Consider the following 14,742-nt stretch of genomic DNA (forward strand, 5'->3'; position numbering starts at 1 on the left):
GGGTGCGAAGAATTTAATGCCCGATCCGCTTCGCGCTCATTCGCCCGCGCGCTCCAGCCGCCTTTCCAGTGCCGGCAGCCCGCGCCGCAAACCGGCACGGCCGATGGCCCCGCCCAGCGAAACCCGGAGCGCCGACGTACGCCGGCCCGCATCGACCGCGAAGATGCTGGCGGGAATCGCGGTCACACCCTCGCCGCGAAGATCGGCCGCGACGCGCGCCTCGTCCATTCCATCGGGAAGCGGCACCCAGAGATGATAACCGCAGGGGTGCGCCGAGAAGCTGTGCGCGGGCAGGCTCTCCGCCGCAATCGCTTGCCGCTCCACCGCCTCGGCGCGCGTCTCGCAGATCAGCCGGTCATAGCTGCCGTCCTCCAGCCAGCGCGTTACCAGCGCGACGTTCAGCGGCGGCGCCATGACATTCACCTCGTGCACCTCTGCGGCAAGCGCCAGCGCGTCGCGCGTCGTCGGCGCGCGGACATGCGCGACGCGCAGCGCGGGCGAGATCGTCTTCGACGCGCTCGCAATATACCAACCGAGTTCGGGCACGAAGCTCGACAAGGAAGGAAGCGGCTGCGCGGCGAGTTGCCCATAGGCGTCGTCCTCGATCACGCGCACGCCGTGGCGCCGCGCAACGTCCGCCAGCGCGGCGCGCTCGGCAATCCCGATCGTGCCGGTCGTGGGATTGTCGTTCGTCGGCACGACATAGAGCGCCGCGATGGCGCGGGTCCGGCACAGCGCCTCCAGCGCCGCCGCCTCGACCCGCTCCAGCGGCGCCAGCTTCAACCCCATCCTGCGCGCCAGTGCGAGGAAACCCGGATAGATATGCGCCCCGCACGCGACGACATCGCCGTGCGTCAGCACTGCACCCGCGACCGCGTGCAATGCATTTTGCGCGCCCGCCGTGACGACGATCTGTTCGGGCGCACTCGCCAGCCCCATCCGCGCGCAAATCTCCGCCCCAGCCGCGCGGTCGACCTCCCGCCCGCCCGCCGGCGTATAATGCAACCGCCCGCCCGCGCCGGGCGCGCGGAGCAGCGCGCTGGCCGTCCGCTCCCAGCTTGCGAGCAATGTCCCGCCCTCGACCTCGGGCGGCATGTTCATGCCGGTGTCGCGCGGCGGCGGACCGGCGGCGATCGCATCCTGCGGCAGCACAAAGCTTCCGGCGCGGCCGCGCGCCCCGACAAGGCCGCGCGCCCGCGCCTGGTCATAGGCCTTGGTAACGGTCGTGAGGTCGATCCCCAGCCGCATCGCCAGGTCACGCTGTGGCGGCAACCGATCGCCGCTGCGCAGTTCGCCCGTTTCGACCGCCGCCGCGATCGCGTCGGCGATCGCGACATATTTGGCGCCGCGCACGCGGGTCAGGTCGGGAACCCAGACGTCAGGCATCGCTGTCCAGAATCTCTCCCTTCGCCCGTGCGTTGAGCTGTTTCCACAGCGCGTCGGTGCCCGCTTCCTGCGCCTTGTTCACATATTGCGACGCGACGAGCCACCCCTTGATCGGTTGCAGGGCAAAAAGGCACGGCAGCAACATCAGCGGGGCCGACACGATCAGGTGCATCCACCAAGGCGGATTCAGCGCGACCTCGAACCAGACGACCAGGAACAGCAGCGGAAAGGCGATGAAACAGAGCGAGAAAAAGGCGGGGCCATCGTCGGGCGAGGCGAAATCATAGTCGAGCCCGCACCGCGAACAGCGGTCGGTGACTTTCAACCAGCGCCGGAACATCTTGCCCTCGCCGCACTGCGGGCAAAGGCCATGAAGCCCGGTCCGGTAAATCCAGCGCCATTTTTCACGCCCTTCGCGTTCGCCCGTCATTGCCGCATGCCTTTGTCATTACCATACACAATACCATACATAATAGCAGGCATGACAAATGTCGAGGGCGGGATTACCTCCGCTCCATGAGCGACGACAAAATCTATATCAGCGCGAACGAATTGCTTGCCGATTCCCTGCGGCTTGGCATGCAGGTGATCGACAGCGGGTTCAAACCGACGCATCTCGTCGGCATATGGCGCGGCGGCGCGCCGGTCGGCATCGCGGTGCAGGAACTGCTCGACTATCACGGCCACCACTGCGACCACATCGCGATCCGCACATCGTCGTACAAGGGCATCGACAATCAGGACCCGCAAGTGCGCGTCTTCGCGCTGGGATATCTGATCGACACGCTCGACCCCGAAGACCGGCTGCTCATCATCGACGACGTTTTCGACAGCGGCCGCAGCATCCGCGCCTTCATCGCCGAACTGAAGGCGCGCTGTCGCCACAATATGCCGCGCGACATCCGCATCGCGACGGTATGGTTCAAACCGCGCCGCAATGTCACCGACCTGCATCCCGACTATTTCGTCCGCGAAACCGACCAGTGGCTGATCTTCCCGCACGAGATCGACGGGCTGACCATCGACGAGATCCGCCGACACAAGCCCGAAGCGGGCATCATCCTGCGCGAAGAGGACAGGCCTCATGACTGACGGTTTCGCTTCAGCGCGGGAACGCGCAGCCTTCATCGCGGGGCTGCCCAAGGCCGAACTTCACCTGCATATCGAAGGGTCGTTGGAACCCGAACTGATGTTCGAGCTGGCCCGGCGCAACGGCATCGCGATCCCGTTTGCCAGCGTCGCCGAAGTCCGCGCCGCCTACGCCTTCTCGAATCTCCAGGATTTCCTCGACATCTATTATCAGGGAATGGGTGTTCTCCAGACCGAACAGGATTTCCACGACCTCACCGCCGCCTATCTCGCGCGCGCGAACGCCGACGCCGTACGCCACGTCGAAATCTTCTTCGATCCACAGGGCCACACCGAACGCGGAGTCGCCTTCGCGACCGCGATCGGCGGCATCACCCGCGCGCTCGACGACGCGCGGACGCGCGACGGCATCTCGTCGAGGCTCATCATGTGCTTCCTCCGTCACCTCAGCGAAGCCGCCGCCGACGCGACGCTCGACGAGGCGTTGCCCTTTCTGGACCGCATCGACGGCGTCGGTCTCGATTCCTCGGAAGTCGGGCATCCGCCTTCAAAATTCGAGCGCGTCTTCGCCCGCGCCCGCGCGCTGGGGCTAAAGGTCGTCGCGCACGCCGGCGAGGAAGGCCCGCCCGCCTACGTCCACGAAGCGCTCGACCTGCTCAAGGTCGACCGTATCGATCACGGGAACCGCAGCCTCGAAGACGCGGCACTCGTCGCGCGACTGGTGAGCGAAGGCATGACCCTGACCGTCTGCCCGCTATCGAACCTGAAACTCTGCGTCGTCGATGACGCCGCCGCACATCCGCTGAAGGCGATGCTCGATGCCGGGCTGCGCGCCACGGTGAACAGCGACGATCCCAGCTATTTCGGCGGATATGTGAATGCCAATTACCTGGCCGTCGCCGACGCGCTCGACCTGTCGAAAGCCGATCTGGTCACGCTCGCGCGCAACAGCTTCACCGGTTCGTTCCTGAGCGACGGCGACAAGGCGAAACACCTCGCCGCGATCGACGCCTATCTCTGAAAACGCCGCCTGGGGTCGGGACCCTAGCGGGGATGCAGTCTGGCGAGCGCGATCCCGGCCAGATTCTGCGACCGGCCGACATGCCGGATCCGCGGCGCGCACCCCCCGTCCGCGATATCGCGAAACATCGCGAGATACTGCGCCGCGGTGCCGCTGACGCGAACCGCCCCGGTCGCCTGCGCCACCACGGCCGCCGCATCGCCCAGCAGGATGAACTCCTCGATCCCCCCCGCGCGCGCCAGCCGGAGCGCGGCGATCAGCGCGAGCCATTCGGCATCGAGGCTGCTGCCGTGCCCCAGATCGCGCTCGATCGTCGCAATCCCGCCGATCACGACGGCGATCTCCATCGGTCCGGGGTTCGGCCGACACCCGCCGTCGAAATAGATTTTGGTGCGGCGCGCGATCACACCGTCGGCTTAGCTCAAATCGCCGCGAGCCGGAACCGGGCGCAACCGGCCGGCGAAGCGGAAGCGGTTCGGCGATCAAAACTTCCCGCGGACCGAGAAGGCGAAGATCGGGCCGATCAGCCGGTCGCGCTTTTCAACGAATGCGATCGGGCTTGCACCGCGTATATCGGTGTAGACCGTGCGGTCGCGCTTCGACCGCGCGTTCGCGATGTTCGAGATCTGGGCGCGGACCGTCATCCCGAACACATCCTTATGCTCGACGAAGACGTCGGCGAAGACCGGCCCCTCCCAGACCTTGTCCGACTGGCTGCGACGGTAGTTGGGCTGGTAGTGGCCGTAATTGCCCGAAATACCCCACGCCCAGTTGCTCGCGGGAATATCATGGCGCACGCCGAGTTCTATGACCGTGTCGGTAAAGCCGCTCCACTGCCGCTTTTCGCCGGTGAAGGGATCGCGCAGCGAGCTTTTCTGCAACAGCACGCGCGTTTCGACCTTCATCCCCTTGATTCCCGCCGGGTCGAGGTTGATCGTCGATGTCCAGTCGATCGCGCCAGCTTTTGCTTTCGCGATATTGCCGACCGCCTCGCCGTCGGCGCCCACAGGGATCACGTCGACGCGGTCTTCCACGTCGCGATAGATCAGCATGATCTTCGTCGAACCCCACGCACCGAATTTCTTGTTGATCTCGGCCTCATAGGTCCAGTCCTGCTGCGGCCGCAGGTCGTTGTTGCTTTCGTTCTGGTTGCCGTCGTTGAGGAAAGCGCGGGCAAGGAAATCATAGAAGCTGAGCTGAAGCACGCGGCGGCGCAGTTTCACCGACACATCGAAATCGGCCGACGGCGTCCAGGCGAACGAGATCGATCCCTTGGGGCGGAAGAAGCTGCGCGTCAGCCCGTTCGGGCCGGTCTGGGTGATCGTCGAATGCTCGGCACCGGCAATGATCTGGAAATTGAGCGTGTCGGTCAGCCTGCGCCCGAAACTCAGCAGCCCTTCGTAACGATCCTCGCTCACGCCGCCGGTGCCGCCGTCAAAAGGCAGGTCGACGAACACGCCCGACGGATCAAGCGCCGCGATCGACGCGACATTGTCCAGCGTGTTGAACGCCGCTTCGCCCGAAAGCTGCCAGTCGCCGCCGAACATCTTCCACTGATATTCGCCGCGCGCGATCGTCTCGCCGAGATCGCCGACCTGTTGGAAGCGGTCGCCGGTCGCTACGCCGGTTGCCGGGGTCGTGATGATTTCCTGCGAATAGGGTTCATGGCTGAAACGGCGAAGGCCGATCAGCTTGAGCTTTCCGGGGCCGAATCCAAACTGGTAATCGCCCGAGATTTCATAATTCCAGCTATCGCTATTTTCGCGCACGGTGCGCAGGCGGTCGGGCAGGCCGGGGCCGGTGCGGACGCCATCTTCGTAATAGCGGTCGTACTTGCGCTGATACTGACCGCCCAGATTGGCGATGGTGTCGCCCGGCGGGTCCCAGGTGATTCTGCCCGACAGCTTGGGCGTGTCATAATGCGTATTCCAGATGTCCTTGCGCCGCTCGATGATCTGGCCCGCACCGTCGTAAATCAGCGTCGGGCCGCCGGCGCCGCTGCGCGAAGATTCGTCGTTGCTGAGCGCGGCTTCATATTCGACCTGTCCGGCGCGGCCGCGAACCGACACGTCGCCGCGCGTAAAGAGCGGATCGGTGTAATGCGCCCGAAACTGGGGTTTCCACGAAAACTGGCCCGAAAAGCTGTCGGCGCGATAGACGATATTGGCGACCTGCCCCGAAAGCCCCGGGATATCGAGCGTCGCGCCATCGACGATTTCGATCCGTTCGACGTTGGCCGCCGGGATGCGCGACAGCTGGGTGTACATGTCGTCGCCCTTGTTCGACGGCCTTTCGCCGTTGAACAGGACATTGCCCGTCGCCTGCCCCAACCCGCGCAGATTCTCGTTGTCGCGGATCGCGAAGCCTGGAACCTGTGCCAGCATGTCATAGGCGTTCTTCGGCGCATAGCGCGCGAAATCGGCCTGCGTGAACACCTGCCTCGCCGTGCTTGTAGCGGTCGCGGGCGTAGCGGCGGCCGCGGGCGGAGGTGTATCACCGGTCGGCGGCGCCACCTCCTGCGCATGCGCAGGGATGGACGACAGCACCGCCGCGACGGCCGCAAGGCTGATGACGGCTTTCACTGGCCGCTCCCCCGCGCGCGATTGATCGCCTGCGCATATTCGCCCGAAACCCCCATCGCTTTCATGCCGACGACATCGTCGGCGCTCAGCCCGCGATACCCCGCATCGGCGAGCGAGCGCACATAGGCGCCGTCGACGCCCAGCGCCTTGCACGCGATCGCGTCCTCGACGTCCGACAGCGCCAGCGCTTCGGACTTCAGGTCGCGCACATAGGACGGCGTCACCTCCAGCGCCGCGGCGGCGATCAGGTCGCCGTTGTCCTTCGGCTTGACGCCTTCAGCCGACAGCCCGTCGGCAAGCTCGATCGTCGCATCGACCAGCAGCATCGCCAGCAGCTCGTCGCGGTCGTCGGGAGCCAGCCCGCGCGACGCAAGCGCGCGCTCGAACCCCGGATCGGCGTTGAAGCGGCAGCGGCCGGCACCGTCGAACGCGCTCTTGAGCGTTCCCGAACAGGCGAGTGTCCCCGATGCATGGACGATCGTGAAGGAAACCGGCCCAGCCGCGCCTTGCAGCACGGCCTCGGTACCCGCGAGTTCGCGACGCGAACCATCGATCGCGACGTCGCTGCTCGATGTCTTGCGGCTGACGCGCAGGTGCGACTTGCCCTTGCCGTCCGCCGGGACGACTTTCCACGCGATGTCGTCGAGGACAAGCTGGTCGGCGGCGGTGCTGGGCGCGGCGCAGGCGATCACCGACAGCAAGGCGGTGCCGGCGACGAGATACAGGTTTTTCATGGGCGTGCTCCTCCCTCCGTGCGCCGCGCAAGCGTCATCGCTCGCCGCCGCAGCGGGAATTCAAAACTGGGGTTCGATCAACGGGTGGCGAGGTTGGACGAACGTCCGAACGTCAGCTCCGTGGCGGGACCGGCGGGGTTACCGGTTCCAGAGGTTGGGGCGGCTCGGGCGCCTCGATCCGCGCAAGCCGGCCATCGGCGCTGCGCGCCTCGATCACCGGGCCGGGACCGATGCGGACCGTCGCCCCGCTTTTCGACACGGCGACCTTTGCCGCCTTCTTTCCGGGTGGATAGGCGCCGGTCGCGCGGAGTTCGATCGCGTCATCGACATCGCGGAGCTTGACACCGGCGCGGCGCATTTCGGTAACGAAGTCGCAGTCCACGCCCATCGCCTTCAGCGCGATCAGGTCATCGATCCCGATACCGGGGAAATGCTCCTTCATGTCGCGGGCGAAAGCAACGTCGATCCCGATCTTCCTGGCGCCGATCAGCTCATCCAGATCGGCATCGGGGATGATCGAACGCATCCGCCCGATATAGGCCGGATCGACGCCGGTCGCCTTGGCCGCGATGATATCGTCGGGATCCATCGAACCGCCATGTTCGCGCATCTGCGCAACATATTCGGGGGTCACACCGACCGCGCGCATGCCGACCAGCTCGTCGGCGCTGAGCGGCCGCGAGGCGGCAGCCTCTTTCGCATTCTTCTCCGCAACGTCGCGCGCCGCCACCGCGGCCTGCGCCGAAGCAATTGCGGTTTCGCGCGATGTGAGCGCAACGGCGCGGGCGTCCATGGCCGCCTCCTTGTCCGCGGTGGCGGAGAAGGCCGCCAACGGAGCCGTGATGCCCGCCAGCAGGATCAGGCTCATCAACATCCAGCTCGCGCTCGCCGGCCCGCGCTTCAGGCTGCCATCCAGAACGCGGGTGATCCGCCGCTTGAGGCTGTCCTTGCCCGGTGCGACGCCATGCGCGGCCAGCAGCGCGGCCTGATTATCGTGCCGAGCCGCGCCAACCAGCAGCGTCGCATAGTCGGGGCCATCGATGTCGGCGAGCAGCACCGCATCATCGGCGGCCTCTTCGCGCAGTTGATGACTTTCGCGCGCGAGCATCCACACCAGCGGATTGAACCAGAATACCGCGCAGGCAACGCGCGCGCCGAGCAGCTTGGCCCAGTCGAGACGCGCGACGTGCGCCAGTTCGTGCGCGATGATCGCCTCGGCCTCACCGACGGCGCCGACCGCCTTCGGGCTCAGCACGATCGTCGGGCGCAGCACGCCCCAGCTGATCGGCGAGCGCAGTTCCTCGCTGACCAGCAGCGCAGTGCCATGCTTGAAGCCCATGCGGCGCTGCGCTTCGGCGAGCGCCGACAACCACGAACGCTCGACAAGAATCTCGGCGCGCGAGCGCATCGCGAACAGCCGCACCACGGCGAGCAGCATCATTCCGCACAGCAAGGCCAGCGGAACGAGATAGAGAAAGGGGGCAAGATCGGTCGCCGATGGCAACATCGACGGAGTCGACCCGGCCAGGTCCGCCACGGCAGGGACTGACGCCGTGGCGGAGGCCGGATCGACCGCCGATCCCCCTGTTGTCGCAATCTTTTGGGCGGTCGCAGGCGCTGCATCGGCGAACCAGTGGCCGGGCAGCGGTGCCCATTTCGGGAGCAGCAGGATCGCTGCGGGCAGCGCGAGCAGCGCCGTCAAACCCGCATGGGCGATCATCGACCGCTCACCCGCCGACCGCTGTCGCGCAAGGCGCAGCAGCCCCAGCGTCAGGCCGGCGATGACCAGCGATTTCCAGGCAAGGCCCAGCAGCATGGCGGTCGTCATCATTGCATCCTCCCGTCGCGGGCTTTCGCGATCATTTTTTCGAGTTCGTCGAGCTCGGCGCCCGTCATCTCGTCCTGCATGCCGAGCAGCGCCGCCGCGGCGCTCGTGGCCGATCCGTTGAAGAAAACGCGCACCACCTGGCTCAGTGCCGATTTGCGCGCCGTCTTGTCCGACACGCTCGGCGCATAGACGAAGCCACGATCCGACGCCTCGCGTGCGACAAAGCCTTTCGCCTCCAGCCGCTTCAGCATCGCGCGGATCGCCGAACCCGACAATTCGTCGGACAACGCCTCGCCGATCTCGGTCACCGTAGAGGCGCCGCGTTCATAAAGGACGTCGACAATCTCGCGTTCTCGTGGGGGCAGGCTCGACAACATTCGAATCACCTCATGCGCTACATTTGTAGCGTGCTACATTTGTAGCGCTGCTTTGGCAAGGGGTTTTATTCGGATAATACACATCGGCCCAAAGCGCGGGTTCCCGGCACGGGATTCGCAAATCGCGCGGGTTGCCTTTCCCTTGGCGCCACACCGGCTTATGCAGGCGCGAAATCAACAGAAAGCGCCGCATGCCGATCATTGCCGCCCGCCATTATCACCAAGGCAAACTCGTCCGCGACCTCGGCCCGAACGATGTCATTCCCGAAGATTGCCAGGACGACGATTTCTTCTGGCTCGGCCTCTTCGCACCGACCAAGGAAGAACTTGCGGGCATCGCGAAGCGTTTTGGCCTGCACCCGCTTGCGGTCGAGGACGCCCTGAAGGCGAAGCAGCTTCCCAAGGTCGAGGTTTATGGCGACCAGTTGTTCGTCATCGCCGCCACCGGAAATCTCGACGGCGACACGATCCAGTCCGGCGAGACCGCGATCTTCCTCGGCCGCCACTTTGTCGTCACCGTTCGCCACGGATCGGCCCGCGCGCATACCGACGTGCGGGCGCGGCTGGAATCCCTGCCCGCAAAGCTGGCGCACGGTCCCGACTATGTCCTCTATGCGATCCTCGATTTCATCGTCGATGGCTATTTCCCGGTGATCGACGCGATCGAGGACCGGCTGCTGCTGGTCGAGGAAAGCGTGATGGACACGCCGCTCGATGCCGAGGAAATCCGCCATCTCTATGGCCAGCGGCACGAGATCATCCGCTTTCAGCGCATCGTCGGGCTGATGAAGGATGTCGCGAACCGGCTGGTCGGGACCGACGACCTGCCGTGGATCGACGATGCGGTGCGCCCTTACTTCCGCGACATTTGGGATCATGTCCAACGGGCCGAATTCCGCCTGCAGGGCCTGCGCGAAATCGCCGCTTCGGTCGTCGACACCAACTCGCTGCTGGAACAGCAGCGACAGGGCGTGATCACCCGCCAGCTCGCCGCATGGGCCGCGATCCTGGCGGTTCCGACGGCGATCGCCGGCATCTATGGCATGAACTTCGAACATATGCCCGAACTGGGATGGACCTTCGGCTATCCTTTTGCGATTGCCCTGATGGCCAGCATCTGCGGCCTGCTCTATCGGCGCTTCAGGCGGATCGGCTGGTTATGACGGCGGGGGATCACCACCGGAAAGGACGCGCCGCGACGCATCCCCGGATGGATGGTTCAACGCCCGCTAACCGAGTTTTAACCGAATATGGTCGACATAGGGCTATGATGTCCAACCCAGCACTTTACGATCAACCCGCGCCGGGCAGCCGACGCAGCCCGCGCCGCAACCTCCCGCTTCGCGTCGGCGGTCGCCAAAGCAACGGCAGCCCAGTCGATTTCCAGATTTTCAACATCTCCGAAACCGGGGTCCTGGCGGAATGCGAGGTGGATATTGTCGCCAATGACGCGATTCAGATCGACCTGCCGCACGCCGGGACCGTCCGCGCCCGTGTCGTCTGGACCAACGGCGCGTTGATCGGTTGCCAGTTCGATACGCGCATTTCGCCCGCGACGCTAAGCGCCGCGCAACTGCAGAGCGCGGTGGGTTCGCACCTCAATCTTGGGGCCACGGAAGAAGCGCCGACCGATCATTTCGGCGCCCGATTGCAGCGGCTGCGGATTCGCAAGGGCCTGAGCCAAAGCGACATCGCCGCCCATCTGGGCGTCAGCGCGCCTTCGATTTCTGGATGGGAAAAAGGCCGCACGCGCCCCAAGCATGCGCGGCTCGATGCGCTCGCCGACCTGCTCGGCGTTACGTTGGCCGATCTGCTGGAAGAACCCGAACCCGAGGGCGTCGAGGATCTGATCGACCGCAGCCGCAACCAGATTGCCCGCGCGATGGGCACGACCGCCGACAAGGTGCGCATTCTCGTCGAGCTCTAACGCGCCTTTCGCAATCCGCGATAGTCCGCTATAGAAGGCGCTCACCGCTCAAGGAGTCACAGGATCATGGACCGCAACTGATCGCATCGCCCCAAGCCTTGCTTTCAGGAAAGCCTTTTCATGTCCTCGATCTCTCTCTCCCGCGTCGGCTGGTCCACACCCGACGGCCGCCCGATCCTTTCAGGCCTTGATTTCCAGTTCCGCCGCGAGCGGACCGGCCTTGTCGGACGCAACGGCATCGGCAAGTCGACCCTGCTGCGTCTCGTCGCAGGCGCGCTGACACCGGCCACCGGTTCAATCTCGATCGACGGCAGCATCGCCGTGCTGGGCCAGACCGTCCAGCCGGGCCCGGACGAGCGGATCGCGGACCTGTTCGGCGCGCGCGCCGGCCTCGCCCTGCTCGACAAGGCCGACGCCGGCGAAGCGACCATCGACGAAATCGGCAACGCCGACTGGACACTTCGCGAACGGATCGACGAAGCGCTGGCGGACGTCGGGCTGCGCCTCGCCGCCGAGACGCCGCTGGCCGCGCTGTCGGGCGGCCAGCGTACGCGCGCCGCACTGGCCGGTGCGATCTTCGCCGCCCCCGACATCCTGTTGCTCGACGAACCCACAAACAACCTCGATCGCGAAGGGCGCGACGCGGTGCGCGGCCTGCTGCGAAACTGGCGCGGCGGCGCCGTCGTCGTCAGCCACGATCGCGAGTTGTTGGAGGAAATGGATGCGATCGTCGAACTGACCGCGCGGGGCGCGGCGCGATATGGTGGAGGGTGGAGCGCCTATCGCGCGCGCAAGGATATCGAGCAGGCGGCGGCCGAAGCCGATCTTGCGGGCGCGGAGAGGCGAATGGACGACGCGCGGCGCCAGGCGCAGGCGGCGACCGAGAAGCAGGACCGACGCGACGCCGGCGGGCGTCGCAAGGCGGGTCGCGGCGACATGCCCAAAATCGTCATCGGGGGACTGAAGCGCCGCGCGGAGGAAACGCGCGCGGCGGCGGCCCGGCTCGCCGATCGTCAACGCAGCGAGGCCGAAACGGCAGCCCGGCTGGCGCGGGATCGGATCGAGGTGATCGATCCCCTGTCGGCCGGGCTGCCTTCGACCGGACTGCCCGCATCGCGCACCGTCCTCGAGCTCGACCGCGTCACGGCGGGTTATGCCGAAGGCGCTCCCGTCATCCGCGATTTTTCGCTGACGATTACAGGACCCGAACGCATCGCCATCGTCGGCCCCAATGGCTCGGGCAAGTCGACGCTGATCGCGCTGATCGCCGGCACGCTGGACCCCTGGTCGGGGACGGTGCGCGCGCCGGTTCCGCCGGCAATCTTCGACCAGAGCGTCTCGCTGCTCGACCCCGCGCGCTCGATCGCCGACAATTTCCTCATCCGCAATGGCGGGACAACGAACAACCAGTGCCGGGCCGCGCTCGCACGTTTTCGGTTCAGGGCCGAAGCTGCCGACCGCATTGTCGGAACACTCAGCGGTGGCCAGATGCTGCGCGCCGGCCTTGCCTGCGTCCTCGGCGCTCCGCAGCCGCCGTCGTTGCTGATCCTCGACGAACCCGGCAACCACCTTGATCTCGACTCGCTGACGGCCATCGAAACGGGCCTTGCCACCTATGACGGCGCCCTGCTTGTCGTCAGCCATGACCCGACGTTTCTGGAAGCGATCGGGATCGAGCGCACGATCACACTGGGACCATGACAATAAAAAACAAGCCCACCGGTCAGAACCGGCGGGCTTGAAGGAAACAGACTGGCCCAGTGAACCATCCTGCTTGGGTCGCACCCGATACATGCCCGATTCGCCGCGCGGTTTCGCTACCCACCTGGGTAGGGCCCCCGACTTTTTCGCTTTTCCGCCGAGGGTTTTGCTGCTCTATTCCAACTTGCTGCCGACCTTCCGACCGGGGGATGGATGCCGATCGACAATGCGCCAAGCTTTCCGCTGGATCACAATGCGCCCGCCGAGTGGGAGACTCTGAACGCATTGATCAGCCGTATCTATGACTCGGTCCTCCATCCCGAAAGCTGGAACGAGACGTTGGCGCGGATCACGGGCGCCCTCTGCCCACTCAGCTGGGAAGCCGCGTTCATCCTGTGGGAGGGGAATAATCCGCCTCGCGCACGCTTCGTCGCCGCAACCGGTCTCGCCGCAGGCATTCAGGAAATCTACACGGCGGTCTATGCCGGCAGCCACCCCTGGTCGCAGCGATTCATGCGCTATGGCAACGGCAGCGTCGTCGACAGCTATGACATATTGACGCGCGAGGAATTCTATCAGTCCGACTTTTTCCGCAATTTCCTTCAGCCCTATGGCATCGACCGGCTCGTCGGGGTGCTTCTCGATCGCCGCGAAAACGAACGGCTGGGGTTGATGCTTCCCGGACCCGGCGATCGCGACGTCAGCGCATTGAAACGCGGGCTGCGCGTCCTTGCCCCGCACATCCAGCGCGCCATGCGGATCAGCGATCGCATCGCGACGCTGGAACTGGCCGCGGGCGCCGCACGCGCCGCCGCCGACGCCGCACCCTTCGCCATCTTCAGCCTCGACGATCAGTTCAACATTCTCGCCGCGAACAGCCGCGCAGCGCAATATGAGCGGGCGGGGTTCATCCGGCTGGTCGACGGCCGCTTCGCCTTCACCCATCCGGCCAGCCAGCGGCGGTTGCTCGACCTCGTCAAAAGCCCCGACCCCACCGGCCTCGCGATGCAGGCGGTCGGCAAATCGGGCGCCGAATGCCCTGTCCTCGTCGCCCGGATCACGCGCCAGTCGGCGCAGCAGATCGGCGGCTTCAGCCTCGGTGCGTCGCTGATCATCACGATGGGAAGCGCACCCGGCGAAACCCCGGTGGTCGAGATCGACCGCGTCGCGCAATGGTTCGGCCTGACCCCCGCCGAGGCCCGGCTCGCGGTCGCGCTCGCGGCGGGTCAGACACTGCAGGATTATGCCGCCGAGCGCGCCGTCAGCCTGAACGCCATCCGTTTCCTGCTGAAAGGGATCTTCCGCAAGACCGGCGCCGCGAGCCAGGCACAGCTCGTCGCGACGCTCGCGCGCCTGCCCGCGGCGGCCGAAACCTAGGGTCCTGACCCTAGGCCGCGAGGACCTTGGCCATCATCCGTTCCTCCTTGTCGACCCACGGCGCCAGGCTGGGTCGGGAGAGGATCGCCTCGCTCCATGCGGCAACCTTCGGATGCTTCGCGGCATCGACGCGCAAGCCGCAATGGCGGAGGTTCATGAACGGCGACGCGACCGCCAGATCGGCGAGCGTAAAGCGATCTTCGACAAGATAGCCCGACGCGGGGATCGCGCCTTCCAGATAGTCGAGCAATTTGGGGAGTTCTTCGGCCTCCGCCTGTGCGGCGGCCGCGAGGTCGCCCTCACGCCCGAGAAATTTCGGCGAGACGATGCGGTTGAAGAACATCTTGCCGCCGCACGCCGCGAACACCGTATCGCCGAACTCGTCCCACCAGATGACGCGCCCGCGCGCCTGCGGGTCGGCGGGAATCAGCACCGGCTCCGGATATTTGGCTTCGAGATAATGGATGATCGCGCTGGAATCGGCGAGGAGGAAGCCGTCGTCGTCGATCGCGGGCATCTTGGCCAGCGGCGAGGCGGCGCGAAACCCCGGATCGGGATCGCCGATACCGACACCCTTCAGTTCGAAATCCAGCCCCTTCTCACCCAGAAAACCAAGTAATTTCCGAACGAAAGGCGACACCAGCGAACCATAGACGATCATTCTTCCTTCTCCTCTTTCCGGGATCGCAGCATAGGCGAAAGGTTGCGCGCTGCAACCCG

14 protein-coding genes are annotated in these 14,742 nt (G+C 65.7%); 6 read left to right on the forward strand and 8 right to left on the reverse strand.

The genetic code is table 11. The features are described from left to right. Window positions 1-36 precede the first annotated feature (36 nt). Both JNM03_RS00515 and JNM03_RS00520 read right to left on the reverse strand, forming a co-directional pair. Window positions 37-1,386 carry a PLP-dependent aminotransferase family protein gene (locus JNM03_RS00515; RefSeq protein WP_294033569.1) on the reverse strand — a complete coding sequence of 450 codons (1,350 nt, stop codon included), beginning with the start codon at window positions 1,384-1,386 and terminating at the stop codon, window positions 37-39. Beyond that, window positions 1,379-1,816: a DUF983 domain-containing protein gene (locus tag JNM03_RS00520; RefSeq protein WP_294033571.1), complete on the reverse strand. Its 438-nt coding sequence runs from the start codon at window positions 1,814-1,816 to the stop codon at window positions 1,379-1,381. The genes JNM03_RS00515 and JNM03_RS00520 overlap by 8 nt, the downstream gene beginning before the upstream one ends. Before the next feature lie 86 nt (window positions 1,817-1,902). On the opposite strand from JNM03_RS00520, the gene JNM03_RS00525 reads away from it, so the two are divergent. Then, a complete protein-coding gene (locus tag JNM03_RS00525; RefSeq protein ID WP_294033573.1) occupies window positions 1,903-2,478 on the forward strand; it encodes a phosphoribosyltransferase in 576 nt (191 codons plus the stop codon). After that, a complete protein-coding gene (locus JNM03_RS00530; RefSeq protein ID WP_294033575.1) occupies window positions 2,471-3,496 on the forward strand; it encodes an adenosine deaminase in 1,026 nt (341 codons plus the stop codon). The genes JNM03_RS00525 and JNM03_RS00530 overlap by 8 nt, the downstream gene beginning before the upstream one ends. 23 nt (window positions 3,497-3,519) lie before the next feature. On the opposite strand, the gene JNM03_RS00535 is transcribed toward JNM03_RS00530, so the two are convergent. From JNM03_RS00535 to JNM03_RS00555, 5 genes are all read right to left on the reverse strand, one after another. Continuing rightward, window positions 3,520-3,903: a reverse transcriptase-like protein gene (locus tag JNM03_RS00535; RefSeq protein ID WP_367235627.1), complete on the reverse strand. Its 384-nt coding sequence runs from the start codon at window positions 3,901-3,903 to the stop codon at window positions 3,520-3,522. Between the two features lie 75 nt (window positions 3,904-3,978). Continuing rightward, entirely contained in the window at window positions 3,979-6,078 is a 2,100-nt protein-coding gene (locus JNM03_RS00540; RefSeq protein ID WP_294033577.1) for a TonB-dependent siderophore receptor, read from the reverse strand. Beyond that, window positions 6,075-6,812 carry a hypothetical protein gene (locus JNM03_RS00545; protein ID WP_294033579.1) on the reverse strand — a complete coding sequence of 246 codons (738 nt, stop codon included), beginning with the start codon at window positions 6,810-6,812 and terminating at the stop codon, window positions 6,075-6,077. The genes JNM03_RS00540 and JNM03_RS00545 overlap by 4 nt, the downstream gene beginning before the upstream one ends. Before the next feature lie 112 nt (window positions 6,813-6,924). After that, a complete protein-coding gene (locus JNM03_RS00550) occupies window positions 6,925-8,643 on the reverse strand; it encodes a M56 family metallopeptidase (protein ID WP_294033581.1) in 1,719 nt (572 codons plus the stop codon). Then, on the reverse strand, window positions 8,640-9,017 hold the full coding sequence (locus JNM03_RS00555; protein ID WP_294033583.1) for a BlaI/MecI/CopY family transcriptional regulator: 378 nt from the start codon (window positions 9,015-9,017) through the stop codon (window positions 8,640-8,642). Before JNM03_RS00555 ends, JNM03_RS00550 begins: the two co-directional genes overlap by 4 nt. Window positions 9,018-9,208: 191 nt before the next feature. Between JNM03_RS00555 and corA the strand changes: the two genes are divergently transcribed. The 4 genes from corA to JNM03_RS00575 all read left to right on the forward strand — a co-directional run bounded on the left by corA (window position 9,209) and on the right by JNM03_RS00575 (window position 14,022). After that, window positions 9,209-10,180 carry a magnesium/cobalt transporter CorA gene (corA, locus tag JNM03_RS00560; protein WP_294033585.1) on the forward strand — a complete coding sequence of 324 codons (972 nt, stop codon included), beginning with the start codon at window positions 9,209-9,211 and terminating at the stop codon, window positions 10,178-10,180. A gap of 104 nt (window positions 10,181-10,284) precedes the next feature. Beyond that, window positions 10,285-10,944, forward strand: a complete 660-nt coding sequence (locus tag JNM03_RS00565; protein WP_294033587.1) for a helix-turn-helix domain-containing protein — start codon at window positions 10,285-10,287, stop codon at window positions 10,942-10,944. Window positions 10,945-11,064: 120 nt separating this feature from the next. After that, the gene (locus JNM03_RS00570; RefSeq protein ID WP_294033589.1) at window positions 11,065-12,645 is read left to right on the forward strand and encodes an ABC-F family ATP-binding cassette domain-containing protein; all 1,581 of its coding nucleotides are present in this window, start codon (window positions 11,065-11,067) and stop codon (window positions 12,643-12,645) included. A 213-nt stretch (window positions 12,646-12,858) separates the two neighbouring features. Further along, a complete protein-coding gene (locus tag JNM03_RS00575) occupies window positions 12,859-14,022 on the forward strand; it encodes a hypothetical protein (protein ID WP_294033591.1) in 1,164 nt (387 codons plus the stop codon). Between the two features lie 10 nt (window positions 14,023-14,032). Here the strand turns inward: JNM03_RS00575 and JNM03_RS00580 are convergent, their stop codons facing one another. Beyond that, complete coding sequence (locus JNM03_RS00580; RefSeq protein ID WP_294033593.1) at window positions 14,033-14,683, reverse strand: glutathione S-transferase family protein; 651 nt, start codon at window positions 14,681-14,683, stop codon at window positions 14,033-14,035. Between the last annotated feature and the right edge of the window lie 59 nt (window positions 14,684-14,742).

This window comes from Sphingopyxis sp. (assembly GCF_016793825.1).
Classification (GTDB): Bacteria; Pseudomonadota; Alphaproteobacteria; order Sphingomonadales; family Sphingomonadaceae; genus Sphingopyxis.